Annotated in this window: 26 protein-coding genes; 10 read left to right on the top strand and 16 right to left on the bottom strand. The window is 65.7% G+C overall.

The features are described from left to right. Window positions 1-377: 377 nt before the first annotated feature. A complete protein-coding gene (locus tag ACFRAH_RS10545; RefSeq protein ID WP_377990836.1) occupies window positions 378-644 on the bottom strand; it encodes a hypothetical protein in 267 nt (88 codons plus the stop codon). A gap of 98 nt (window positions 645-742) precedes the next feature. On the opposite strand from ACFRAH_RS10545, the gene ACFRAH_RS10540 reads away from it, so the two are divergent. Next, on the top strand, window positions 743-1888 hold the full coding sequence (locus ACFRAH_RS10540; RefSeq protein ID WP_377990835.1) for an FAD-dependent oxidoreductase: 1146 nt from the start codon (window positions 743-745) through the stop codon (window positions 1886-1888). A 275-nt stretch (window positions 1889-2163) separates the two neighbouring features. Here ACFRAH_RS10540 and ACFRAH_RS10535 read toward each other — a convergent pair whose 3' ends face one another. The 4 genes from ACFRAH_RS10535 to ACFRAH_RS10520 form a co-directional block, all read right to left on the bottom strand. After that, window positions 2164-2601, bottom strand: coding sequence for a hypothetical protein (locus ACFRAH_RS10535; RefSeq protein ID WP_377990834.1), 438 nt, complete (start codon window positions 2599-2601; stop codon window positions 2164-2166). A gap of 37 nt (window positions 2602-2638) precedes the next feature. Next, window positions 2639-3013, bottom strand: coding sequence for an Hpt domain-containing protein (locus ACFRAH_RS10530; RefSeq protein ID WP_377990833.1), 375 nt, complete (start codon window positions 3011-3013; stop codon window positions 2639-2641). Beyond that, complete coding sequence (locus tag ACFRAH_RS10525) at window positions 2988-3620, bottom strand: signal peptidase I (RefSeq protein ID WP_377990832.1); 633 nt, start codon at window positions 3618-3620, stop codon at window positions 2988-2990. Before ACFRAH_RS10525 ends, ACFRAH_RS10530 begins: the two co-directional genes overlap by 26 nt. Window positions 3621-3692: 72 nt before the next feature. Then, on the bottom strand, window positions 3693-4388 hold the full coding sequence (locus ACFRAH_RS10520) for a TasA family protein (protein WP_377990831.1): 696 nt from the start codon (window positions 4386-4388) through the stop codon (window positions 3693-3695). Window positions 4389-4582: 194 nt separating this feature from the next. Here ACFRAH_RS10520 and ACFRAH_RS10515 point away from each other — a divergent pair, with 194 nt between their 5' ends. Next, window positions 4583-4867, top strand: a complete 285-nt coding sequence (locus tag ACFRAH_RS10515; RefSeq protein WP_377990830.1) for a hypothetical protein — start codon at window positions 4583-4585, stop codon at window positions 4865-4867. 359 nt (window positions 4868-5226) lie between these two features. Here the strand turns inward: ACFRAH_RS10515 and ACFRAH_RS10510 are convergent, their stop codons facing one another. Continuing rightward, window positions 5227-5766, bottom strand: coding sequence for a hypothetical protein (locus ACFRAH_RS10510; protein ID WP_377990829.1), 540 nt, complete (start codon window positions 5764-5766; stop codon window positions 5227-5229). Between the two features lie 89 nt (window positions 5767-5855). Here ACFRAH_RS10510 and ACFRAH_RS10505 point away from each other — a divergent pair, with 89 nt between their 5' ends. Beyond that, the gene (locus ACFRAH_RS10505; RefSeq protein ID WP_377990828.1) at window positions 5856-6080 is read left to right on the top strand and encodes a hypothetical protein; all 225 of its coding nucleotides are present in this window, start codon (window positions 5856-5858) and stop codon (window positions 6078-6080) included. 510 nt (window positions 6081-6590) lie between these two features. After that, window positions 6591-7325 carry a hypothetical protein gene (locus ACFRAH_RS10500; protein WP_377990827.1) on the top strand — a complete coding sequence of 245 codons (735 nt, stop codon included), beginning with the start codon at window positions 6591-6593 and terminating at the stop codon, window positions 7323-7325. 40 nt (window positions 7326-7365) lie between these two features. On the opposite strand, the gene ACFRAH_RS10495 is transcribed toward ACFRAH_RS10500, so the two are convergent. Continuing rightward, window positions 7366-8298, bottom strand: a complete 933-nt coding sequence (locus ACFRAH_RS10495) for an alpha/beta fold hydrolase (protein ID WP_377990826.1) — start codon at window positions 8296-8298, stop codon at window positions 7366-7368. A 237-nt stretch (window positions 8299-8535) separates the two neighbouring features. Here ACFRAH_RS10495 and ACFRAH_RS10490 point away from each other — a divergent pair, with 237 nt between their 5' ends. Further along, window positions 8536-9492: a GlxA family transcriptional regulator gene (locus ACFRAH_RS10490; RefSeq protein WP_377990825.1), complete on the top strand. Its 957-nt coding sequence runs from the start codon at window positions 8536-8538 to the stop codon at window positions 9490-9492. Between the two features lie 120 nt (window positions 9493-9612). Here ACFRAH_RS10490 and ACFRAH_RS10485 read toward each other — a convergent pair whose 3' ends face one another. Beyond that, window positions 9613-9885, bottom strand: a complete 273-nt coding sequence (locus tag ACFRAH_RS10485) for a flavin reductase family protein (protein ID WP_377990824.1) — start codon at window positions 9883-9885, stop codon at window positions 9613-9615. 224 nt (window positions 9886-10109) lie between these two features. On the opposite strand from ACFRAH_RS10485, the gene ACFRAH_RS10480 reads away from it, so the two are divergent. Next, entirely contained in the window at window positions 10110-11366 is a 1257-nt protein-coding gene (locus ACFRAH_RS10480) for a hypothetical protein (protein WP_377990823.1), read from the top strand. Between the two features lie 28 nt (window positions 11367-11394). Here the strand turns inward: ACFRAH_RS10480 and ACFRAH_RS10475 are convergent, their stop codons facing one another. Then, complete coding sequence (locus tag ACFRAH_RS10475; protein WP_377990822.1) at window positions 11395-12444, bottom strand: GTP pyrophosphokinase family protein; 1050 nt, start codon at window positions 12442-12444, stop codon at window positions 11395-11397. On the opposite strand from ACFRAH_RS10475, the gene ACFRAH_RS10470 reads away from it, so the two are divergent. Beyond that, window positions 12443-12868: a ChaB family protein gene (locus tag ACFRAH_RS10470; protein WP_377990821.1), complete on the top strand. Its 426-nt coding sequence runs from the start codon at window positions 12443-12445 to the stop codon at window positions 12866-12868. The genes ACFRAH_RS10475 and ACFRAH_RS10470 overlap by 2 nt on opposite strands. A 2-nt stretch (window positions 12869-12870) precedes the next feature. On the opposite strand, the gene ACFRAH_RS10465 is transcribed toward ACFRAH_RS10470, so the two are convergent. Continuing rightward, the gene (locus ACFRAH_RS10465) at window positions 12871-13389 is read right to left on the bottom strand and encodes a DUF2087 domain-containing protein (protein WP_377990820.1); all 519 of its coding nucleotides are present in this window, start codon (window positions 13387-13389) and stop codon (window positions 12871-12873) included. Window positions 13390-13643: 254 nt separating this feature from the next. On the opposite strand from ACFRAH_RS10465, the gene ACFRAH_RS10460 reads away from it, so the two are divergent. The 3 genes from ACFRAH_RS10460 (at window position 13644) to ACFRAH_RS10450 (ending at window position 16058) form a co-directional block, all read left to right on the top strand. Beyond that, on the top strand, window positions 13644-14489 hold the full coding sequence (locus ACFRAH_RS10460) for an aldo/keto reductase (protein WP_377990819.1): 846 nt from the start codon (window positions 13644-13646) through the stop codon (window positions 14487-14489). 9 nt (window positions 14490-14498) lie between these two features. Further along, window positions 14499-15011, top strand: coding sequence for a DUF664 domain-containing protein (locus ACFRAH_RS10455; RefSeq protein ID WP_377990818.1), 513 nt, complete (start codon window positions 14499-14501; stop codon window positions 15009-15011). A gap of 72 nt (window positions 15012-15083) precedes the next feature. Then, window positions 15084-16058 carry a dienelactone hydrolase family protein gene (locus ACFRAH_RS10450; RefSeq protein WP_377990817.1) on the top strand — a complete coding sequence of 325 codons (975 nt, stop codon included), beginning with the start codon at window positions 15084-15086 and terminating at the stop codon, window positions 16056-16058. A 4-nt stretch (window positions 16059-16062) separates the two neighbouring features. Here the strand turns inward: ACFRAH_RS10450 and ACFRAH_RS10445 are convergent, their stop codons facing one another. The 6 genes from ACFRAH_RS10445 to ACFRAH_RS10420 form a co-directional block, all read right to left on the bottom strand. Further along, entirely contained in the window at window positions 16063-16638 is a 576-nt protein-coding gene (locus ACFRAH_RS10445) for a DoxX family protein (protein WP_377990816.1), read from the bottom strand. A 79-nt stretch (window positions 16639-16717) separates the two neighbouring features. Further along, the gene (locus tag ACFRAH_RS10440) at window positions 16718-17140 is read right to left on the bottom strand and encodes an Hpt domain-containing protein (protein WP_377990815.1); all 423 of its coding nucleotides are present in this window, start codon (window positions 17138-17140) and stop codon (window positions 16718-16720) included. A 145-nt stretch (window positions 17141-17285) separates the two neighbouring features. Next, the gene (gene rlmC / locus ACFRAH_RS10435; protein WP_377990814.1) at window positions 17286-18410 is read right to left on the bottom strand and encodes a 23S rRNA (uracil(747)-C(5))-methyltransferase RlmC; all 1125 of its coding nucleotides are present in this window, start codon (window positions 18408-18410) and stop codon (window positions 17286-17288) included. Window positions 18411-18455: 45 nt separating this feature from the next. Continuing rightward, window positions 18456-19349: a ribonuclease Z gene (locus ACFRAH_RS10430; RefSeq protein ID WP_377990813.1), complete on the bottom strand. Its 894-nt coding sequence runs from the start codon at window positions 19347-19349 to the stop codon at window positions 18456-18458. A 107-nt stretch (window positions 19350-19456) separates the two neighbouring features. Then, complete coding sequence (locus tag ACFRAH_RS10425; RefSeq protein ID WP_377990812.1) at window positions 19457-21277, bottom strand: HNH endonuclease; 1821 nt, start codon at window positions 21275-21277, stop codon at window positions 19457-19459. A 278-nt stretch (window positions 21278-21555) separates the two neighbouring features. After that, a complete protein-coding gene (locus tag ACFRAH_RS10420; protein WP_377990811.1) occupies window positions 21556-22704 on the bottom strand; it encodes a glycoside hydrolase family 16 protein in 1149 nt (382 codons plus the stop codon). Window positions 22705-22954 lie beyond the last annotated feature (250 nt).

The raw sequence follows: 22954 nt of genomic DNA, 5'->3' as shown, positions 1-22954 counted from the left end.
ACACATTGTGAAACGCGGGGTGAACCTGAGAGGCGAAGCTCGCTTTAACCCCCTATTTGAGGGGTGTTCTCAAGATTTTCCCAAGCCAGTGCCGTCGTCGCTCTGCGTCCGGGTCGACGGGATGTACGGGGCAGCTGAACAAATGCGGTGAGGGGGGCGGCGGCGAGGAGACCTCCCGTATTCGGATTCATGAAGCCCCCGCCCTGGCCAGCTGTTCAGCTCAAACCTGCCGGCAGGCTGCACGGTGCCTTACCGTGGCTTCCCGTGCTCGCGAGGCTTCCGGCCCCGCCGTCGGCCCGCTGGTGGTGCAGCCAAATGCCGGCGGCCCGGCATTCGACCAGGTCCGCGAGCCGCTCCTCCCACCATGCTTTGTCAGCCTATGACCCGGCCGGAGTCTGCCACACCGAAAGGGTCTTCAGGCCGTCCCGGTAGGCCAGCGCCGGCGCCGTCTGTGCTGTCTTCAGGGCGGCAGCCGCCTCATGCGCGGACTGCAATCTCGGGTGGGCGGCCCCAGCGGCGGCCCAATGGCCACCGACGCTTGACGTCGCGGCTCCGACCAGTTTCGTGATCTGGCCGCGGGTGAGGCCACTCCGGTACATCCGTGCCCGTTCCGGATGCGGGGCAGCCTCCCGGCGCTTCGTCACACGGCTATCCTGCCAGCATCGACGGGCCGGATGTACTGCGCTATCGGCTGACGGTCACGGCTGGTGAGGATCAACGAGTCAGGAACAATAATGTTGCCGTGAGGGCAACGAGTGTACTGATCTCGGGTGCTGGCATCGCCGGCTCGAGTGCGGCATATTGGCTGGCGCGGCGCGGATGGAACGTCACCGTCGTGGAGAAGGCGACCGCCATCCGGTCGAGCGGGAACCCCGTCGACGTGCGTGGGGGCGCGGCTGCCATCGCACGGGAAATGGGCATCTGGGCAAAGCTCCGTGAACAGGCGACCCGGACGGAACGACTGGTGTTCGTCGATCGGCGTGGGCGCGTGCGCGCTGCGATTGCTACCCGTAAGAGCTCCGATCCAGAAGAAGAAGTGGAAATCGCGCGCGCAGACCTGGCCGCCGCCCTGCTGGAGAGCGTCCACGGGCAGGCGGAGATTCTTCACCACGAGTCGGTGACTCGGCTGCGGCAGGACCGCGGCGGCGTCGACGTCGAGTTCATGCAGGTCCCGCCGCGCCGCTTCGACCTTGTCATCGGTGCCGACGGTCTGCATTCCAATGTTCGCCGCATCGCTTTTGGCCCCGAAGCCGACTTCGCCCGTGGTTTCGCAATGTTCGTCGGCACGTTGCGCACCCTAATGCCCGTCGGTGACCCTCGCACCGTGGTCATGTACAACGAGCCGGGGATCTCGCTGTCTGTCCACCCGGCCGGGGGGAAACCGTTGGCCGCATTCATATTTCGGTCTGTCCAAGCCTTTGATCATCAAGACAGACAGGCTCCGATGCGACTTCTCCGGCACAGCTACGCGCATGCGGGCTGGCTCTCGCCACAGGTCCTCGCTGAGTGGGAGACCGCGGACGATGTCTACTTCGACGCGGTCACCCGCATACGGGTGCCCCGATGGAACAACGGCCGCATTGGCCTGCTCGGAGACGCCGCGGACTGCCTATCTCTGCTTGGCGAAGGTTCCAGTAACGCGATCGTTGCCGCGAAAACCCTCAGCGACGCACTCAAGTCGCACCCCGATGACTATTCCGCGGCGTTCGCTGCTTACGAGAACACGCACCGTAAGCAGCTCCGCCCATACCTGCGAGGTGCCACACCCGCCTCCCATTTTCTGGTGCCTGCCAGTGCTGCCGGCCTCGCCCTCCGTAACACGGGAATCCGTCTGGCAACCTTTCCCTCGCGGCACCGACCGATTTCGCCCCACGGAACCACCCCATAAACGGACGGCCATATGGCTTTCCAAGGAGCGCCATGGTACTTCCAAGGAAGAGCATGGACACTAGACTCGGTCGGCGGCGGTGGGCCAGCGGTCCACCCTCCGGGACATGGCTTCCTAACCCAGTCCGCCGTCGACCTCCAGACACTGAACGGCAGGGCGGGTTCCCAGCCCGGCGACACTATGCTCGGGGCTCAAGTGCAATTTTTCATGCATTTCCCTGGCTGATGCCGACAAGACACTGTCGCAACACACCACGATGACCACGAAGGCGACGTTCAGCAGATAACAGTGCCTTGGTAGGGGGTTCCGGTCCAGACGTTGCCAGGGGCGGCCGCATAGTTGCCGCGGACCTGGTACGTCCACGTGCCTTTGGTTGCCGGGTGGGCTGAGTATGTCCCGTTGGTGGTTTGCACCGCGGCGCCGCTCGGGTCGAGGAGGATGAACTGGTAGGAGGTGGCCCGGGGGACCGTTCCGTAGCTGTTGAGGGTGACGTCCAGGGAACGGCCGCTGCCGCACGTTGCGGTGACGCTGGCGCCGACGGGGAGGGCGAGGACCAAAGTGGACGCGGTGAGCTGGCCGGATGCCTTGCCGCTGAACGCTGCCTGGGCGATGGCCGGCCCGCCCGCCAGCAGCATCGCCACCGCGGTGGCGCAGACGGCACGCCGGATCCGGCACACGTTTTTCGTGTCGGCGGGCTGACGTGTACTGGGCACGGATTTCGGCTTTCGTCGGGGGCTGTTGGTTTGGTGCCTACGTAATTGGCGGGCGGGCGGCGAGGGCTTCCTGAAGGTCCGGCAGATGCAGCTTGATGTTATGGACCACAATTACAGCCTCCGCCATATCAGCCATGACCAGGGCTTGTTCCATCTGCCCGCATAGGTGACTCATCCTCAGCGCTCCGGCCATCGACGATGCCGCTTTCAGGCTGAGCGCGGCCTCGGTGGCTTTGTGCCGGTTGCCGGTGCCGACGCTCTGTATGATCCGGTCAACGCGCCCGGGCAGCAGTGCCGCGTAGGACGCCGCGAACGACTCAGCCGCCGCGTTTGTGGACCCCTCCGCCAGCTCCAGAAGATACTCCGGGGCCAGTACGGGCGGCGGTTCAGCCAGCCGAGTGCGCCGGCGCACCGTCCGCCCCGTCCCCGGACCCGTTGACGGGGCGAGGCCCCTTCCGCCAGATCCTGGCCAGAAGCGTCAGCACTAGGATGCCCGGGGCCCCATAGGTCAGGACGATCAGGACCGCCGGTTCGCGCAGGGACCGGATCACCGTTCCAAGGTAGGGGACGGTGGCGGCGTGCACGTCCACGGTGTCGCCCTGGATCGTTGCCTGCCATGGGTCCGCGCCGTTGTTGGCGTCCCCTTTGGTCCGCACCGTTGTCCGGTTGCTGTTGCGTTTGAGTTCGACGATCCGGTGCGTCTCGACGCGCTGGTCCCCGACGGGGATCTTGTAAGTGATGATGTCGCCGGCCTTCAGGGAGCTGACCGGGGTCGGGACGGAGACAACGACGTCGCCCGGGTTGATCAGCGGGGCCATGGAACCAGTGAGCATGGTGGACGTCTGGTAGCCCAGAAACCGGGGGCCGACGGCGAGGAACAGGAAAGCGGCGACGGCGGCAGCCATGAGCGCGGTGGTCACGGCACGGACCAGGATGCGGCGAGCCGTGCGCAGTGTGTTGGCCGACGGAACTTCGGGTTTCGCTGTGCCGGGCGCAGGGGCTTCTGTTGCTGATGCCATGGCTGCCTGCCTTCGGGGATGGGCCCCCTCCGCCGCTGTTGGGGGTCAGACGGCGGAGGGGACGTTCGGGGGCTACTTGTCGGTGCCGGAGCGCTGGGTGCCGGTGAACGCCAGGTCGATGGTGCTGCTCTTGGCCTGGAAGGTGTTGTCGGCGCCCGTGGGCAGGGTTAGGGTGACCCGGAGGTTGTCTGTTTTGTTGGCCGCGACAGTGGTGAGGTTGGTCAGCGAAAGATCGGTGCCGATGACGGCGCGGGAGGCCAGGACACTGTTCGTGATGCCGGTGCACGAGTAGGTGTAGGCCGGTGCGGTGCCTGCTTCGGTCCATGGAACGGAGCAGCTGTCGATGGTCAGCTGCAGGCCCAGGTTCGGGTCGGTGTCCAGCTTGGAAGACGTGGGTGCCGTGGTGGTCAGTTTGATACCGGCCAGCGCCTGGTTTCCGGCGGCGTTGGTCAGGGTGACTGCGCGCTGGACGGTGTCGCCGGGAACCAGGCCAGTGGCGGCCACGCTGAGGCGGTTGGCAGCGCCGGAGCCCAGGGCGATGGACACCGTGCCGGATGAGACGTCAGTGGACGCGGAAGTGGTGGATGTAAAGGCACCGTAGGTGCCCAGCCCGGCGACGGCTGCTGCGCTGCCGACCAGAGCCAGGGATACGACGACCTTGCCGGTAGTGGAGTTCAGGTTGAGACCCATGATGGCGAACGTCCGTTTCTTGAAGGAGTCCGACCCGCGGACTGAGTGCGACCGGTCTTCTGTGCCGGTATTGATCACTCTCGCGGGGGAACCTCAAGGATCGTTGCGGTACCGGTCAATACTCGATCAAGAAAAAACACGGCCGCCTACAGTCGCTCAAGCTTTGCTCAAGCCGGGTGCAAGGAGGGGAATGCGTTCCTAAATCTCTCTGAGGTTGATGACACGCGGATTGCCTCCGTAACGGTGTCAGTGCCTGGTGGGACTATGAGGGCATGACGGCTCCAACGGTGGAGGCGGCGATCCACGAACTGATGGATCTCGCCTGGAATCTTGTTTACGGACTGCTCGAGGACCGGCGCCTGCTCGGCGACGGGTTATGCGTCGAGGAGTACACCGGGATCCATTCCTGGGTGGAGGAAGCAACCCGGTACACCGTCGTCCACTCAAGGACGGTGGCGGTACTCTTCGTGGACACCCGGCCGGTCGACGCCGCCCCGTTCCATCACGATCTCTTGGGCGCCGACGACCCGAAAACGTTCTTCAGCGTCTCGCAGTGACCGGGGACTTCGGGTAACGGCTGCGCCAGCTGCCGGCCTGGACCCAGAACACCAGTGTCGGCACGGCAAAGAAGACGGCAACGTGGATCCATTGATTGGGCACCGGGCGGAGGAGGCAACTGAGTGCCCGTGCCAGCGGCGCGGCGAACACAAGGCCGATTCCGAACGCGTACCACAGCACCATAAAGCGCGATGCCCGCCACGTTGGTAGGGCTGCTCTCCGCCGGCTCGGCCGTCAACTCCCGCAGGACAACGATCAGGCATACAGGTACGGCCCAGAACGCGACTGCAATAAACCATCCCTTGATGAAGGCAGAGGAACCCAGGACCAACCAGCCGGCGTACTTTAACGGGACGTCTCATCGGGCGATCTTTATTCCGGCCACGGCGCCTGTCCATGGACCTGTTGGATCATTCCGTATCAGGCTGACGCCAACGTATCCGGCCTGCAGTTCTACGACCTGGGACAGGACCTCCGAGCAATCGACGGTGAGCGAAATTGGCTCTGCCCCGGTTCCTGGATCCTTGTCGAGGAGCATCTGCACGCCGTCGATGCCAACGCACGCCGCTGTAATTCTGTACGCCCCGGAAACCTTCACTGTTGCGGACTTTCGGAAGCCCACCCCCGGCCCGTCGGCCGGTCCGGAATCGTCAATAAGCACAGAGCCGGTTGCTGCCGCAAGGCGTTTCTTCAGCTCGGCGAAGTTGGTTGCTTCCGCGCTCAGCACCTCACGATCCTTCGTCGGCAGGGAAGGTGCGGGGCGGCTCTTGGGCCCAGCCGCCGTCAGCTGCCCCTCGATGTCATCCTCATAGCTGCAGGCGGCCATGCTGATCGCCAGCAGCGCGCTAACAATTAGAGCCTCAGCGCGGCAGACCGCGTTCGTTCCCCCAGTCGACATGGGGCTGAGTCTACGGTCCGCTCACAGATTGGCAAGTCAATCTCGCACCCGGGGTCCTGGCAGCCGTTGGCTTTGGCGACTATGTACAGGTGGCGGCCCCGGAAGGCCAGTCCGTTCTCGTCGTTCAGGACGACTTCGACGGGGATGTCGTGCTCATCTACACGGAGCAGGACGACTTCACGTACAAGTTCAGCCGCGAAGCGCCGGAATTCTCAGGCTGGCCGAGGGTCGAGGACCAGGATTGCCGGCTGAGTGCTGCCGGCGCGGGCCTCCTGGTGACATGCGATGGCGACGCTGTGGCCATCAACCCGTAGGCAGGTGCTCCCATAGGCAAGCGCTGTGAGAAGCTGTCCGTAAAAGCGCATAGGGGAAAAGCTTTTGGATATCCTTTCGGTCATCGCCGTGGCTACCTTCGTTCTGCCCGTGGCTCTTGGTGCAACTCTGCTGTACTGGATCATTCGCTTGGGCGTGAAACATGGGTTGCGATCCTACGAGGCAGAAAAAGCCCGGGACGCAGATACTGTACCCTGACGGGTCACATCGCTGCTGGTGGACGCTTCCTTCTCTGCCAGGAAGCTTTGCCCGCGGGGAGTGCAGAGGAGCGTACTGATACAAGAATCCCTGCCCCCCGGGATGCGGGGGAGTTGCGGCGCGGGAGATGACGGAGCCAAAGGTCGAGGTTGGGGGGCAGCATGATGGCGCCGGGAAAGATAGGTCGCGGTTTTTGGGGGACAGCACTCTTGATGTGCCTTCTGACCGCTTGCGCTCCGGGAGTACCTGGCGGGACAGCGCCCGGATCGCCCATTTCGGCGTCGCCCGCACCGGTGGACGGTGTCGACGTCGGCCGGGACGCCGCAGTTCCCGAGGCCGGAACCACCAGCTCAGGGGCTGCTCCCGCGAAAGGCGCCCGCCTCTTCTCCCAGGCCGAGGTGGAGGCCTTGGCCGGTCTGGTGGCAGGGCCGGGCGGAGCTTCGGGCAAGGTCCTTACCGGGGGACCGTTGTGGGACCAGAATCAGTCCCTGCATTTCGGTGCGGGTGCGGCACGGGTGAGTCCGGCCGAGTGCTCGGGGGTGCTGGCGTGGGGCATGTTGATGACCGCGGGATTGCCGGCCGCGGGGACTTTCAGCGGAACCCGTGCCGAGCCCGTGTTCGTCGCCGTCACCGCGGACCGTGATGCCGTTTTGGCGCTGGCCTTCCCCTCCATTTTCAAGCTGCCGGACTGTTCCCCCGCCAACCTGACGATAGAGGATGGCTCGTTCACCGCGACGTACCAGCGGGCCTCGGCCTTCACCGACGCTGACCAAAGCTTTGCCGTGATTGCCACGATCATCACGGAGGGCCGGCGCCCCGCCCATTTCCTCCGTGTGGCGGCCAAGAACGGGACCCTGTTTGTCCAGGCGACGATGCCCCTCGCCGACCCCGGCGACTACCGCGACGAGGCGAACCGCCTCACCGGTTACGTCAATCAGGTGGTGCGCGGCGAACAGCAACTCCTGGACGGTGACACCATTAGCCCCGCGCCCGGCCAAGTACCGCCCGCCGGTGTTGTGAGGTCCTGATGCCGACGACGGCGCGGGGGCGCCCGCCGTCGTTCTCTGATCACTTGCCAGTGGTTGCCACGAAGGCTTTGATCTTGCTGGCCATCTCTGGTGCATGGGTCCAGTGCAGGTAATGCCCGCCCGGGAGCATCACAATTTCATGGTGAAGGACATTACGTAGCCGGCTCTCGTGCAGCGCCGGGTCCGGAGCGGTTTCCTTCGCGGAAGCCAGCAAAATCAGCACGGGCAGGTCGGCCGGATAGCGCAGCGGCTGCACCTTGCGGGCGTTGTCAGCGATCCGGTTGGTCTCGTCGACGACGGCAGGGTTGCCGAAGTTCCAGTTGGCCATGCGACGCATCTGCTCCCGTTCACCGGCTGTGTAGGCGGTGCCGTCCGGCTCCACGAGGCCGGGTGCGAGCATGGCCGCCCACCGGAGCAGGCCACTGGCAGCCACCAGGCCTTCCCAGTTGATACCGACGGCGGGGACACCGGTTTGGTCCGCATGTAGAGTCGGGACGGCGGGTACTGTGGGGTCGATGCCGACGACCGCAGCGACGTCGTCCCGGTACCGGTTGGCGTACGCGAGCGTGTAGAAACCGGCGATGGAATGGCCACCAAGAATGTACGGTTTCGGCACGTCCGCTTTTGCCAGGGCCTCGTGCAGCTCGGCGGTAATGTTCTCGACAGTGCGCTCCACCCTAGGCTGGTCGCTATACCCGTAGCCGAAGCCCTCCACAACGACGACGTCGAAGTCCCCCAGCTCCCGGATGAGCGGTGCAAAATCCAGCGCCGGCGCCGGCGTACCGAGCCCGCTGAGCAGCACAATGGACTGTCCTGTCCTTCCGTTCCCCGGTGTGCGGACGACGTTGAGGGCACCATGGCTGGTCTGCACCCTTTGCCCGTACGGCGCGCTCGCGGTCCGCTCCGCATGGTTCATGGCGAAGTTGGCAACTGTGGAGGCAAACAGGAGACCCGCCACGATGGCGGCAGCCAACCCCAGACTGCGAAGCCGGCGGCCTGCTGTTTTCGCCTGGCGCTGCGGCTCGGACCGGCCAGGTGATGCGGACCGGGTTGAAGCGTTGGAGGCTGGCGGTGACACAGATGGCCGAAAGTTGTTCATGGGCCAAGACTGCCAACCGGCGGCAGCACGGGGGAGTGGTAAAAATCCCCGGTATGAAAAGAATCCTGCCGGCAGGGATCCCGGCGGCTGCCGCGTAGGTACAGTGGCCTCATGCACCGTGTCGTTGCGCTGGCCTTGCCGGACGTCGTCGCCTTTGACCTTGCGATTCCAGCGCAGGTTTTCGGCCACGAAGACGAGCGGCGGCTGTACTCCTTCAGGGTCTGCGCAGCCGAACCCGGCCTGGTCCCGACCACCACCGGATACGCCATCCACGCTGCGGAGGGACTCGAAGCCCTGCTGTCGGCCGACACCGTCGTCGTGCCGGGGTTCAGCCCGCTCACCGATCCTCCTGCCAGCGTCTGCGACGCTCTCCGCGAGGCGGCGGGGAACGGAGCACGGGTGGTTTCCGTCTGCACGGGCGCCTTCGCCCTCGCGGCCGCCGGCCTTCTTGACGGAAAACGTGCCACAACGCACTGGAGAAACGCCCAGCGCCTGCAGACACTTCACCCGGCAATCGCCGTCGACCCTGGCGTGCTGTACATCGACGAGGGCGGCGTCAGCACCAGCGCAGGCGTTGCTGCCGGCATCGACCTTTGCCTGCATCTGGTCCGCAGCGACCACGGAACCGAGGCAGCGAACCGGATCGCCCGGCGGATGGTCGTAGCCCCGCACCGCGAGGGCGGGCAGGCACAGTTCATCGAACGCCCGGTCGCCGCACCGCTGGCCCACTTCGCCGAAACGTGCGCGTGGGCGAGGCAGCATCTGGCAGAGCCGCTGACCGTCGTCGACATGGCCGTGCACGCAGGCTGGGCGGCCAGCAGCTTCGCGCGCAAATTCCTGGCGGAGGCGGGAACAACACCGATGCGCTGGCTGACCGGCCAACGCATCGCCGAGGCGTGCCGGCTGCTCGAAACGACCGACCTTACCGTGCAGGCTATTGCTGACAGGACCGGACTGGGAACTCCAGCTAACTTCCGGCTCCACTTCATGCGCGAACTCAACACCACACCCTCCAGTTACCGCCGCCTCTACCAGGGGCGGAACCGCAGCCTCACGCGGGGATCCTAACTGCGCCGTGCTGCGCCCCAACGTGGCAAAGCCGTCACCGCGGTCCCCGGAGGGAGCGCGGTGACGGCCCGGCAGCGGCCAGTATCCCAGAGCGGCCAGTGTCCTGGAACGTCCCGCGTGTTAGAACGTCCAGGGCATGGCGTCGTGGTGGAGGTCGCGGAACGACCCGAACTTCCCCGCGTTGAACGCGAGGCCTTCGCCGTCGCGGTCGCGGCAGGCCACCACCTGTCCGAAGAACACCTGGTGGCCGCCGACGTCGTACTGGCGCACCACCCTGCATTCTGCCTGCGACAGTGCACCGGCGATCACGGACAGGCCGCCCTCGGTGCTCTCGAACTCACCGTCCTCGGCCGAGTTTCCCCCACCTGTCTGCGGCGCAGCAGGCCGTGGCAACCGTCCCGGTGGACCGCTTTGCGTTCCTCGCCGACGTTCTTTCGGCCGGATTACGGGCAGCCGTCGACGGCGGCAGCTGATTTTCGCGGGTGTCGGCAGGTGACCGTTGCCGGACGGCGCATAGGCTGGGGGAGGACGGCCGGGACTGGTCCGCCAACCGGCACCTCACCCGAAAAGCCAGTACCGTCGTCGTAAGAACCAAAGGTGCAATCATTAGGGGCAGCATGAGCAAGAACGGCAGGAACCGGAATAAGCGCAAGGGTGGCGCCGGCGGATCGGGTTCGGGCGCACGTGCCTCTTCGCCCGCCTCGCTGAGCTCGTTCCGGGCCGGACGTGCCGTGGACTCGCTCGCGCCGGCTTTCGTTAGGTGGTTCGATGACGGCACGCCCGGCGCTGCCGCCACCGCTTTGGACTGCCTGGCGGCCATAGAAAGTGTCATGGGCCGGTACATGGACCGGGTGGCTGCTGCCGACCTGACAAGCCTTGACCCTGTGATTTTGGCCGAGGCGCTCGCTGCCGACCTCGCCGCGACCGCGGGAGATGAAGACGACGACGACCGGGGTGAGTTTGTCATCGCCGCCGTGCACGGGTTCGTGGACTTCCTCGAGGAAACGGACCGTTGGTCCGGTTCAGCCGATCAGCTCGCCGACGTCCTTGACCTGCTCAACGCCCTTCTCGGGGAGACCGAGGAATGGGCCCTCGTTGACGTGCCGGTCATCTCCGACGAGGACGCCGTGAAGGCCTTTTCGGAACTCCCGCTGATCCAGCGGACCACGGCCTTGCTGCAGTGGATCGGCGACGCAAAGCCGGTGACCGCAACCGGGGCGCTCCGGACCAAGGACATCGAAGCGGCGGCTGCGTGCCTCGGGCTGAAAGCCAGGGGCGGACCCAGGCAGGCCGGAGCCCCGCAGGCCAGCGGCGGCGTTGCGGAGAAGCCCGTGCCGACGGTCCGCAGCATGTATGAGGTGCCGTTGCTGGCGCAGGTGTGGGAGACGTTGGCCCGCACCGAGCTGATCAAGATCGGCCCAACGAAGGCAGTGCCGTCGCAAGCCGCCGCCTACTTCCAGGCCGGCCCCACCTCGGACCGGCTGGAGGAACTGGTGTTCTTCGTCGAGCAGTTCATCTCGGCCTCCGTGCTCGACTATGACCCTGAACGGCCGTGGGAAGTTCTCGTCGCCGCAACGGTGGCGTCGATCCTTCTCGCGGCAGCGTCGGAAGATCCTCCGCGGGCGGACGCTGTGCTGGATCCTCGGAAGGGAGCGTCGCCAGAGGAGAAAGCCACGGTCGAGTCATTGAAAACTGCGGCGTTGGGCCAACTGGAAACGCTCGCCGGGCAGGGAATTCTGACAATCGACACGCATTTCCGGGTACCGCCGGCCCTGGTCCGGTGCATCGCGACCACCTATGAGGATGCATCGGTGCTCGAGGACCTGGGCCTGCTGGACCTCCCGGATTTGGACCTGGATTCGGAGGATGCGTAGCGCCGGGCACGCGGATGCTCCGTGGCTGCTAGGAAGACTCAAGCTTCCTGAGCCGGAAGCGAAGCTTTGATGCACGGCCGGGGTCATCACCGAGGGCCTTCGTTTCCTCGATGTACTGGTCTCCGAATTCCTTGAGAAGGAGATCATCGACAATCCGCACGTGTCCGGCGGGAAATTTGTAGGCCATTCTTTCCCGCACAAAGTTCCAGTCCGCATTGCCGATCAGCTCCACAGCCTCTTCCACGGTTGTGATGCTCATGGCATTGAGGAGATTCACCAGCCAGTCGTATTGTTCCTTTTTGCTTCGCGGGTGGTCCGGGAGTTCGGCCAATAGAACCTCCGCCAGCGCATCCGACGTTATGGGCTCGGCGCGGCTTTTTGCGTCGGCGGGCAGACTGACTTCTTCGCGGGCAACAGCCTCGTGTATTTTCACGAATTCGTTGTCCGCGAGTTCAATGAGGCCGGAAGCGAGGGTAAACGCACGGTCGATTGCCGGCGGAATGGCGCCGACGGCCTTGTACCGGACGTCGTGCTCAAACTCCGCCCAAGCATGTTGCAGGACAGTTTTCACCTGGACCCCAAAGCGCTGGACGATGCATCCGGCGCATCCAATCGGTGTGTTGTCCCCGCTGACTTCAAGGATTAAGTGGTGGGCCGCGTACCCGAGGACGCCGCGGTTAACCTGCTGGGCCTTCTTGTCCGTGGTCTCCAAAACCCGGAACTGGCCAGCCAGGGCGGCTACAACGTTGGCGACGTCGGGCTCAATGTAAGTAATCACGCGGACGCCCAAAATATCGTCCAGGTCGTCCAACCCGTTCGGATATTTCAAGGTGCCTTCCGGGTTTATCTTGCTTAACTTCCCCTTGACAGACTCGGCGCTCTTCACCCGGCCTTTGACGAGGTGGTAGTTGAGTCCATCGTCCCGCAGCCGGGCTTCGATTGCGGTCTGAATGGCTGTTAGTGACTCGGACAGATGAGAATGCTGGGCAGTCAGCCTCGCAACATGTGCCTCTACTGCAGCAGAAGTGCCAAGCTGGATTCGTCCGATTAGCCCGCTGATGAAGGAGTGTGGTGGCATGCCTAAGACCGGCAGGAACGATCACGCCCGCAAGGACGAAATTCCCTCGACGCTGCAGCGTTCCGAGCAGAAAGCCCAGGACACTTTCGCGAAAACCTACGATTCAGCCCTGGAGTCCTATGGCAACGACGAGGGCCGTGCCGCCCGGACTGCCTTCGCAGCAGTGAAACACAGCTACGAGAAAGTAGGCGACCACTGGGAGGCCAAGGAGAATCGCGGCCCCTCAGACCAGCACGCGGAGGAGGGCATGGATTCCCGGGCGCCAACCGCCGGGGGAGTCGACGCGAACGCTTCAAAGGGCCACCTCTACAAGCTGGCCCAGGAACTGAACATCGAGGGACGTTCGAAGATGGGCAAGGACGAACTTGTCGAGGCGCTGCAGAAAGCCAACGATGCCGCTACCCGGAAGGCGCGCGGGGACTGAACCTACCCCTCTTTTGGGCGGAAGTAGGCGGATCCCGACGGCGTACGGTCCAGCGCGCCGGAATCGACCAGGTAGCGGCGCAGCAGCACAACGTCGTCCGTATAACTGAGGAGCCGCTCATTGACCTGCCGTTCCGTGAGTTCCTCGCCCGGCTCGAACGTATCGCCGGCAATCCAGGCCAGAAGCTCCCGCCGCTCCGCCTGGTTGGCCGGATACCTGTCGATCCGGCCAAGGCGCACGAACCGGGCCACTCCTGTCTGTGCCTGACGTTTGGGCTGTTGGGTAAGAAGGTCCCGGAAGATCGACTCCGACACCGCCAGTCCATTGCTGCCAATGCGTTGCACCAGGCCTGCTTCGAGCAGGGCGGCGATGGCCCGGTCCCGCCGTCGGCCGGCCGGCCCGGTGGACGTGTCGGGGACGCCGAGCACGATTTGTGCGTAGGCCGTCCGCGCGTCGTGGTTGGCGAGGGCCGCAATAACGCGCCGCCAGTGCGGCCCGCTCTGGCTCGTCTCTCTGTTCACGGCTTCCCCCTCGATATGGCGCTGCCGTCAGGCTACGACACCAGTATGGCGCCGGGCCGGCGCCGTGATGTGAAATGGTTTTGGGAGAGCATCCTGCAGCGGGCCTGAAACGGCAGAGAACAACCTGGACTATTGCGCTGGCCGTGTTGGGCGCATGTCTTCTTGGGAGTCATACCAATGGTCCAGGTGGCCCGCGCGACCTCCCTGGCAGGCATACTTTAGGGAGACCGCCCGTACGCCGGAAGAATTCGAGGATGCCTGTGACTCCTGCCAGCACCGTTCCCAATGTCACCCTAAATAACGGCGTCCAGGTCCCGCAGCTCGGCTTCGGCGTCTTCCAGGTTCCGCCGGAGGAGACCCAGCGCATTGTGGAGGACGCCCTGGAAGCAGGCTACCGCCACATCGACACGGCGGCGGCGTACCGCAACGAGGCCGCCGTCGGCGCCGCAATTGCCGCCTCGGGAATCCCACGTGCGGACATCTTCCTCACCACCAAGCTGCGCAACGGCGAGCAGGGCACAGCCCGGGAAGCCTTCCGGAACAGCCGCCGCGAATTGGGCGTCGACTACGTTGACCTGTACCTGATCCACTGGCCGGTGCCGTCCCGGAACCTTTTCAACGAGGCATGGAAAGTCATGGAGTCGCTGCACGCAGACGGCGAGATCCGCGCGATCGGCGTGTCAAATTTCCTGGCGGACCATTTGGACACGCTCCTCCAGTCGGCGGAAGTGGTTCCGGCCGTCAACCAGTTTGAGCTGCACCCGACATTCCAACAGCCCGAACTGGCGGCGAAGAGCCGCACCCTGGGCATCGCCGTCGAGGCATACAGCCCGCTGGGCCAGGGTGCTGACCTGAACGCTGGAGCAGTGACATCCACCGCAGACAAGCACAACATCAGCCCGGCCCGGGTAATACTGGCCTGGCACCTCGCCCAAGGCACCATCGTCATTCCAAAGTCAGCCAACAGCGGCCGCATGCGGGACAACCTGGCCGCCGTCGACGTCGTGCTGTCACCGTCCGAGATTAACGCGATCGCCGCCCTTGAGGCCGGCGCCCGCATCGGCTCTGATCCCGCCGTCGCCGCCCACAGCCAAATGTAAGGGGACCCAATGAAATCCAACGAACTGCTGCTGGACGCCTTTGGCCGCATCCGTGAAATCGTGGAAGCCACGCTCAACGGGATCGACGACGATACCCTGATCCGCCGTCCATCAGGCAACGGAAACTCCATTGCCTGGCTGATCTGGCACCTCAGCCGGGGGGAGGACGCGCAGGTCGCTTCGGCTGCGGGGCTGGCTGAGGTCTGGACCTCGCAGGGCTTTGCTGGCCGCTTTGGCTTGCCGCTCCCCGAACGGGACACCGGCTACGGCCATTCGTCCGACGAGGTCGACGCCGTGCGGGCCCCGGGGGATCTCCTGCTCGAGTACTACGACGCCGTTCACCGGCAAACCGTCGACGTCCTGAACAACCTCGGTGATGATGACCTTGACCGGGTCGTCGATACCCGCTGGGACCCGCCGGTCACGTTCGGCGTCCGGCTGGTCAGCATAGTTGCCGACTGCCTGCAGCACGCGGGACAGGCCGCCTACGCCAGAGGCCTGAAAGGCGGCGTGCACGCCTGACAGTCCGGGGGTGCCCTTGCCCGGTTTTGGCGGTCGGAGGAGGATAGGCGGCACCAACTCCAGGAGGCCGTGATGACCCAGCTTGGCAAGTTTGAGAAGTACCTGATCGAGGAATTTTTCGACGATTACCGCGCCGGGGCCCTGAGTCACCACACCTTCACCCGCCGGGTGGCCTTCATCACCGGCAGCATGGCTGCCGCGTCTGCCGCCATGCTCCTGGTCGGTTGCACGCCGCAGGAAGTTCCGCGGAGCACCGATCCCATGCCCACCCCCATACCCACATCCGGTTCCGCGACGGGAACCGCCTCCGGTGGCGCTGTTCCGGGGGCAAAGAGCCCGCTGTCCGTTCCCGAGGGTGCGGCAGGGATTACGACGGCGACAGTGAAGTTCCCGTCCGCCGGCACCGAGATCAGCGGGTACCTCGCCCGGCCCGAGTCGGGTAAGCCCGGGCCCGCCGTCCTGGTCTGCCATGAGAACCGCGGGCTGACCCCCCATATCCAGGACGTGGCCCGGCGCTTCGCGAAGGAAGGCTATGCCGCCCTGGCGATCGACCTGCTGAGCAGGGAAGGCGGCACGGCGAGCCTGGACCGGGACGCAATTCCGGGTGCTTTGACGCAGGCCGGCGCCCAGCGGCACGTCGGGGACTTCTCAGCGGGCTTCGACTACCTGCAGAAGCAGGACTTCGTGGAGCCTGGCCGGATTGCCATGACCGGCTACTGTTTCGGCGGCGGCATCACCTGGCAGTCCGCGGTGGAGATCACCGGCCTCAAAGCCACGTCAGCTTTCTACGGGCCGGCACCCGACTTGGACAAAGTTCCGGCCATCAAACCCGCTGTGTTTGGCGTCTACGCCGAGCTGGACGACCGGATCACCGGCGCCATGCCGGAACTGCGGGATGCCCTCGCCGCCACCAGCGTGCGGAACCAGCTCAAGGTTTATCCCGGCGTCGACCACGCATTCCACAACGACACAGGCGACCGCTACAACGAGCAGCAGGCAACGGCCGCCTGGAACGACACACTGGCGTGGTTCAAGAAGTACGTCTAGCCGCCTAACCTGCGGCGTCCGGGCTCCCTCCGGAGTCCGGTCCGGATGCGTCGTGGGCCAGGGCTTTCTGGCGGCGGTACACCTGAATGGCGATGGCGGTCGGAATGACGGCCAGGGCAAAGGCCCGCATCCAGGGGCGGTCCAGGACGTGGCCGGTGAGGGAATCGAGGGAGAAGCTCCCCGGCCCGCCGATCGTGAAGGACGCTGCCGCAAGGCCGAGGACGGCCGGGTATTCGAGGCCGCCCTCGGTGGCGAAAAAGCCGTTGGGGGCGTGCACGCTGGCAGCAACGCCCATGGTGGTGGCGGCAGCGGCGCCGGCAGCCGGCGTTCCAAGTCCCAGCGCGAGGGCCAGGCCGGCCCCCGCTTCGCCAAGGCCGGCCAGCACTGCGCTTGGCTTGGCTGGCCGGAACCCCATGGCGTGCATCCCTTTGCTGGTGCCCTCGATTCCGCCGCCGCCGAACCAGCCGAAGAGCTTCTGGGTGCCGTGGGCAATCAGGACGCTGCCCAGACCCACGCGGAAAATGGTCTGTGCGGCTGAGGCGGCGACCGGGGCGACTGGACTGGTGCTCGTGCGGCTCATATGAATCCTCCTGTAAACGGTTCAGCCATTCGGCTGCTCTTCAGGCGATCTTGTCCGACGATTCTAGTCCGGCTCCTGTCTAGTTGGGCTCCTGCGGTTTCGGCTCCTGCGGCTTAGCGTCCTGGCCTTTTGGCCTGGACTGCGGGAGGTGCCCCTGGCGTCCGGCTTCACGCAACAGCAGCCGGATGTTGGCGTACAGCACTGCCCTGACCGCGTCCGGTTCCAGCCGCTGCCCGCGCCGGATGCGGGATTCCAGTTCCTTGCAGCAGCGCTCCAGCCGCAGTGCTCCCGCCATGGCGGAGGTCGCTCTAAGGCTCACGACGGCGTCGGCCGCCATCCGCGGATCACCGCCGGCCAGGCCGCGCAGGATCTTCGACGCCCGCTCCGGCAACATCTGCAGGTAGTCGTCCATGAAGGCCTCTGCGAAGGCGGGACCCACTTCCGTGGCAAGGACCTGCAGCGGACCGGCGTCCAGGACAGGAATGTCTTCTGTGCCGGTCACTTCACACCGCCTGCTGCTGTCCCCTGCATGCCTCGCCCGTCGCTTCGTGCCGCGGCCCTGCTGCGCGGCTTACCGGACACTTTCCCGCGGGGACCTCAAGACGGGAGAAACTTTTGCCGATGTTCGGATCAAGAATGCGGACCGTTCAGGCCCGCTCCAGCAGCACCATCACTTCGTAGTGGGTGGTCTGCGGGAACATGTCCAGTATGCGGGCCCGCCGTGCGGTGAAAGAGGGGAGTGCGGCGAGATCGCGGGCGAGCGACTGGGCGTTGCAGCTCGAGTAGACCACATGCTGCACGGAGGACTCTTCAAGCCAGCCGCACAGTTCCTTGCCGATGCCCCGCCGTGGCGGATTGACGATCACCAGTTCAGGCTCCTGGGCCGAAGCGACGGCAAAGGCCGTGGCATCTCCGGCCTGGAAGCTCATACGCTCAAGCCCTGCCTCGTCGCTGCTTAGCTTGGCCGAAACGATAGCTTCACTGCTGGTTTCGATGCCGGTGACGTCACGCGACGGGTCAGCGCAGTGCAGGGCAAAGCCGCCGACGCCGCAGTACAGGTCCCAGACCGACGCTGGCGAGAGTTCGTTGACCCACTCGCGTCCCTGCCGGTACAGGGCCGCGGCCATCTCGCTGTTCGTCTGGAAGAAGCTCTGCGGCCGGAGGTGGAGATCGAGGTCATTGACCCGCATGCGCAGCGTTGACTGCTCGGTGAGCAGGATCTCGCGGTCGCCTTCCAGTACTGCCTTGTGTTCCGGGTGCAGGTTGACCGACACAACCTTCACCTGCGGCAGGGCGGCCAGGAGCGAGGGGAGGTGCTCCCGGATGCGGGGCACCAGCTTTTCGGAACGCAGGACCAGGCGCAGCATGATCTCGCCGTCGGGGGACTCGGTGATGATCAGGTGCTTGAGTTCGCCGCTGCGCCGCGGGACATCATAGGGCGTGAGGTGGGCCCGGGTGATGAACGCAGCCAGGACGGGAAAGCAGGCGAGCAGTCCGGGCGAGCAGACGCCGCATTCGCGCAGGTCCACGCCCCGGCCCTCGGCGTCAAGGATTCCGATGGTGGGGTTCTTGGCCGTTCCGCCCACCACCATCTTGGCTTTGTTGCGGAAGCCGGATTCGCGGCTGGCGACAGGCTGCAGCCACGCCAGGGACGTGTGGTCGGCTAGGAGCGTCTGGCAGTGCAGCTGCTTGCCGGTCAGCTGTTCGTCATAGGGCCTGCCCATGTGGGTGCAGGAGAGGCAGCGGGCGGCATCGAAGTAGGAACATTGCATGTCTGGTTAATTCTACTTTTTCTGCGGGCTCCCTTTCGACGCCGGTCATGATGGCGGCCGTTGCCGCTTGGGAAGGCTGATCCGGTCCAGGTCATTGGCAGGTACGACGGCGGTCCCTCCCGACCGTGCCCGGGCCTGCCCGGCCAGGATATTCACGTCTGCGTACCGGGAAGAGAAATGGGTGAGGACCAGCTTTCCGGCGCCGCCGTGGGCGGCCAGATCCCCGGCCTGCCCCGCCGTTAGGTGGGCATACTGCGCCGCCAAAGCGGCGTCGTCGTCGCTGAATGTGGATTCGGTGACCAGGAGGTCGACGCCGGCGGCGAGACGTTCGGCGCCCTCACAGGGTGCGGTATCCATGATGAAGGCGAAGGCTTGGCCGGGGCGTGGAATGCTGACGTCCTCCAACCGCACCCCCCGCAGCACTCCCTCGCGTTGCAGGCGCCCGGCGTCCGGACCCGTGATGCCCGCCGCCGCCAGCCGTTCCGGCAACATGGTGCGGCCATCCGGCTCGGTCAGCCGGTAACCGTACGCCTCAATGCGGTGGAGCAGGGGCCGCACCTCCAGCCCGGCCGCGATCTCACCGGCGCCCGAGTGGGGCTGCAGGCGAAGGTCGATCCCGGCCGAGGCGACGGAGACAAGTGCCCGGACGACGTCCTCTCCGGAAGCGGGATAGTGCAGGTACACGGGGTGCTTCACGCCGTCCAGCGCCATGCGGGACAGGACGCCGGGAAGCCCATAGCAGTGGTCGCCGTGAACATGGGTCAGGCAGATGCGGGTGATCTGGCTGGCGGACACACCTGCATGGATCATCTGCCGTTGGGTGCCCTCACCTGGGTCGAAGAGCAGGCCCTCGCTATCCCACCGCAGCAGGTAGCCGTTGTGATTGCGCGTCCGTGTAGGCACCTGCGATGCGGTTCCGAGGACGACGAGTTCGCGCATGTGACCGAGTGTCTCACAGCTGCATTTCGACATGGACGGATACCGGCCGAAGATAGGTCAGGAACTACCCGTCCAGTGCCGGCCTCCTCCACCCCGCCCTGGCCGCGCTACGGCGCTGGGCCGCAGTGTTGGGACTGGTGAGTGCCCCTATCGGCGGTTCCCGAGGGGGTTCCACCCAGCCGAGATTCACCTACCCCAGATTCACCTACCCCAGTTCCGCTCAGCCTGGTTCCGGGTAGTGGTGGTGCGGTTGAGCGGTAGGTGTGGCCGGTTGGGGTGGTGATTTCGATGGTGTGTCGTGGTCCTGGTCTGGGTTGTGTTTTCCAGCCGGGGAGTTCTTTGGTGTGGTTGCAGGCTTCGCAGAGTCCGGCGCCGTTGGCGAGGGATGTTGGGCCGTTGTTGTGCCAGGGGATGATGTGGTCGTGGTGGCGGATGGGTGCGTCGCAGTAGGGGGTGCGGCAGGTGTCGTCGCGGATTTGGATGAAGCGGCGCAGTGGTGGCGGGAAGAGCCTGCGCCGGGAGTCCATGGCGACGAGGTCGCCGGGGTCCGGGGCGGTGTAGAGCCGCCGGAGCCAGATCTTCAGGTCCTTGACCGCGTCCTTTGCGGCGTCTTCCTGGTGCGCGGTTTCCTGTGCCTGTTCGGGGTTGAGGAGGTTCCGTGCCCATCCTGCGGGGACGATGCCGTAGCCGGTGAGTCTTGCTGGTTCGGTGTCGCCTTGGAGGAGGGTGCGGTCGGTCATGACCAGGTTGACCTCGATGCCGGTGATGCCGCCGGGGGTGCCGGTGATGCTTTCGACGAGGGTGTCGGCCATGGCCTGGTTCCGGGACCTCGGGTCCCCGGCGGAGCGGAGGGCATCGGCCTGCCGGGTGAGGGCCGTGTAGACGGCGACGCCCTGGTGGGCGGGCAGCAGGGCTGTCAGGTAGGTCATGCAGTCGGGGGCCGGGCGCAGGCTCACGCCCCGTTCCGAGGCGGCGTGGCTGGCGCGTTGGGTGACCGAGCGCGGGTCCCGTCGGGTGGCGGCGGCCTTCACGGCGGCGATGACCCCGCGGGTCCCGACCCCGTCGAAGGTTCCGGTGTCGGCGGCGAGTTCCTCATCGACCGCGGCCCGGTCTTCGACGGTCAGGCAGGCCGTTTCCTTCACGACATACATGGCCTTTTCTTCATTCAGCTGGCCGGTATCCAGCGCACCGAGGGCGTGCGGCATCCCGGTGACCAGGGCCTTGGCCACGCCGAGCAGCCGGCCGCCGCGGTGCGGGGACTCGCCCCGGGCCAGGGCGACCTGCTCGGCCACGCCCATCGTGTGTTCTTGGGGGCGTTTCCTGCCAAGGTCCTCGGCCGCCAGGGCGCTGCGGTGGGCCTGCCCTGGGCCGGTCCCGGCTTCGAATTCGGCTTGTTCCCGCCGCTGTCTCGCCTCGAACGCGACGGCAAGCCGGGCCTGTTGCCCGGCAATCATGGCCTTGATGTTCTCGCCCGCCCGGATCTGGTCGATCAGCCCGGGACCGTCGGCGGTGAGATCGGCCCGCAAAAGAGTCTTTACCTCCCCGATCCGGTCGTCGAGACTCGGCCGGGGTGTGCCCGTGCAGGAGGCCCCGCTACCGGTGAACTGGGAACGGTAAAACAGCGCCTCGGGAAACGGGTCCTCCGGGAAATCGCCGTCGGCATACTCTCCTCCGGGGAACGGGTCCTCCGGATACACGGCGTCGGGATGATCGTCGAAGGGAACGCCGTCCTCCAGGAACCCGTCCCCGGGGAACCCAACCCCGGCGAAGCCATCGAACGGGAAAACCTCGCCGGTGAGCCAACCGGCGGGCACCGCGTCAAAAGGGAAAACTGCGGCCGGAACAAGGGCTTCGGGAACCGCGGCAGCATGCAGAAAGTCGCCTTGCGGCGCCTCCGCTGCCAGTGCCGAATCCCCGAGAACCTCCATGAACACAGTCTGCCAAGGGGGTACGACAATAAAGGGCCGTCCCGACCCCGTATGGAGACGGATCCAAAAAAACTTTTTTGAACCCACCCGAGAACGAAGACCAGGTAGCAGATCCCGGCGTTCCCAACCCTGAGAACACCCCGTGCTGCCACCCAGTTGCGGTCGGGAACCGGCTGGCAACAGCCGGACAGAAAAGCCCGACCGCGCAATGATGAAGGGTGCCCGCTTTTTTGAACGGACACCCTTCATCTCAGTCAGTATTTACTTGTAAACGCGCTTTACTTGTAAACGCGGACCCAGTCGACCTGCATCTGGGACGGCGTGGTCCGGGTACCGTCCGGGAACCAGTCGAGCTGCAGCGTCTGGTGCATGCTGCCGGAGGGCTGGTGGGCCGGGTTGGTGTCGGTGAAGGTCTTCACGCCGTCGATGTAGCCCGTGATGCCGGCAGGAGTCCACTCCACCGCGTAGTTGTGCCACTGGGTGGTATCTACAGGCTTGGAGGAGTAGGTCTGCTTGCTGCTGCCGCTGCATGCGTAGTGCAGGAAGAACTTCACCAGGGCCGTTTCGGACGTGCTCTCCGCGTAGTCGATCTCCGCACAGTTCGAGGAGGCGTTGTCGGGCCAGAGGATAAGGACCGGGTGGTACTCGGAATCCCGCTGATTCGTCTTCATGCGGGTTTCCCAGCGGCCATACTTCTGGTTGGCAAATTTCGCCGACATGCCGCCTGTGGTTCCGGCCGAGTCGCCGCTGACCGTTGCGACACCGTTCCCGACAGACCAGGCCTGGGGGCTGCGGACGCCCTTGCCGGCATGGCCGGAGCCGTTGTAGACGCCCCACTTGGCGCGGTCCGGCGCTCCGGTGTAGTTGAACTCGTCGCCGGCGACAACCGTTCCCCAGCCAAGGGTGCTGGCGGCCTGGGTGCCGCTGCCGGCCGGGGCGGGAGCGGGCTGGGCCGGTGCCGGCTGGGCGGGCGCCGGCGCGGCGGGAGCAGCCGGTGCCGGAGCGGGCTGGGCGGGAGCAGCCGGGACGGCGGCCTTGACGGCAGTGGCCGGAGCAGGGGCGGCGACGGCGGGTGCAGGCTGGGCGGCAGCGGCTGCGGCGCTAGCGGCGGCAGCCTTCTTGGCTGCGGCGGCCCTTGCTGCAGCTGCCTTCTTCGCCGCGGCAGCCTTCCTGGCCGCGGCAGCCTTCCTGGCGGCAGCGGCCTTCGCCGCGGCAGCCTTGCTGGCGGCGTGTGACGACGAGACGGCCGAAGCCCTTTTCGCGGTCGCAGAGCCCGCTGACGACGGGCCGCCGGCCTGGCTGGTTGAGACCGTTCCAGCGGCAGCAACACCCTTGCCGGAGGCCTGTTCCGCGGAGGGAGCGAGGCTGCAACCGGTCAGTGACAGAGCACCGATGCTAATGGCGATGGCTATGTTTCTCTTAAGCAAAAGACCCCTCCGGGCAAACGGCTGCCGCGCAGAAGACAGCCGCAATCTAGGTGGAAAAGAAACGCACGAAGCATCTCTGGGCCCCGGTCGACGGAGCCGGAGCGGCCAACAGCCGCCCTGCGCATCCGGAGCCCAGCGCTGGCCCCCGGAGGCCCCAGCGGGGCCGTCCCTAGCGGAACAGGGGTCAACGTTACTTGATCGTTACCAAAAGCCGCAAAACGCCGGTCCGGTCGTCGGCGCGGCGTCCAAC

This window comes from Arthrobacter sp. NPDC056727 (assembly GCF_042790555.1).
Classification (GTDB): Bacteria; Actinomycetota; Actinomycetes; order Actinomycetales; family Micrococcaceae; genus Arthrobacter.
Note: the sequence above shows the minus strand (reverse complement) of the source record. Positions and strands in the feature narration are given on the sequence as shown.

What these genes read in the sequence shown, in the direction of transcription:
- ACFRAH_RS10430 (WP_377990813.1), bottom strand. Translation starts at nt 19,349, where the DNA reads ATGCGCGAACTCGTCGTCCTCGGAACCGCATCGCAGGTGCCTACACGG.
- ACFRAH_RS10455 (WP_377990818.1), top strand. Translation starts at nt 14,499, where the DNA reads ATGAAATCCAACGAACTGCTGCTGGACGCCTTTGGCCGCATCCGTGAA.
- ACFRAH_RS10490 (WP_377990825.1), top strand. Translation starts at nt 8,536, where the DNA reads ATGCACCGTGTCGTTGCGCTGGCCTTGCCGGACGTCGTCGCCTTTGAC.
- ACFRAH_RS10460 (WP_377990819.1), top strand. Translation starts at nt 13,644, where the DNA reads ATGCCTGTGACTCCTGCCAGCACCGTTCCCAATGTCACCCTAAATAAC.
- ACFRAH_RS10480 (WP_377990823.1), top strand. Translation starts at nt 10,110, where the DNA reads ATGAGCAAGAACGGCAGGAACCGGAATAAGCGCAAGGGTGGCGCCGGC.
- ACFRAH_RS10425 (WP_377990812.1), bottom strand. Translation starts at nt 21,277, where the DNA reads ATGGAGGTTCTCGGGGATTCGGCACTGGCAGCGGAGGCGCCGCAAGGC.
- ACFRAH_RS10470 (WP_377990821.1), top strand. Translation starts at nt 12,443, where the DNA reads ATGCCTAAGACCGGCAGGAACGATCACGCCCGCAAGGACGAAATTCCC.
- ACFRAH_RS10450 (WP_377990817.1), top strand. Translation starts at nt 15,084, where the DNA reads ATGACCCAGCTTGGCAAGTTTGAGAAGTACCTGATCGAGGAATTTTTC.
- rlmC (WP_377990814.1), bottom strand. Translation starts at nt 18,410, where the DNA reads ATGCAATGTTCCTACTTCGATGCCGCCCGCTGCCTCTCCTGCACCCAC.
- ACFRAH_RS10475 (WP_377990822.1), bottom strand. Translation starts at nt 12,444, where the DNA reads ATGCCACCACACTCCTTCATCAGCGGGCTAATCGGACGAATCCAGCTT.
- ACFRAH_RS10515 (WP_377990830.1), top strand. Translation starts at nt 4,583, where the DNA reads ATGACGGCTCCAACGGTGGAGGCGGCGATCCACGAACTGATGGATCTC.
- ACFRAH_RS10525 (WP_377990832.1), bottom strand. Translation starts at nt 3,620, where the DNA reads ATGGCATCAGCAACAGAAGCCCCTGCGCCCGGCACAGCGAAACCCGAA.
- ACFRAH_RS10510 (WP_377990829.1), bottom strand. Translation starts at nt 5,766, where the DNA reads ATGTCGACTGGGGGAACGAACGCGGTCTGCCGCGCTGAGGCTCTAATT.
- ACFRAH_RS10445 (WP_377990816.1), bottom strand. Translation starts at nt 16,638, where the DNA reads ATGAGCCGCACGAGCACCAGTCCAGTCGCCCCGGTCGCCGCCTCAGCC.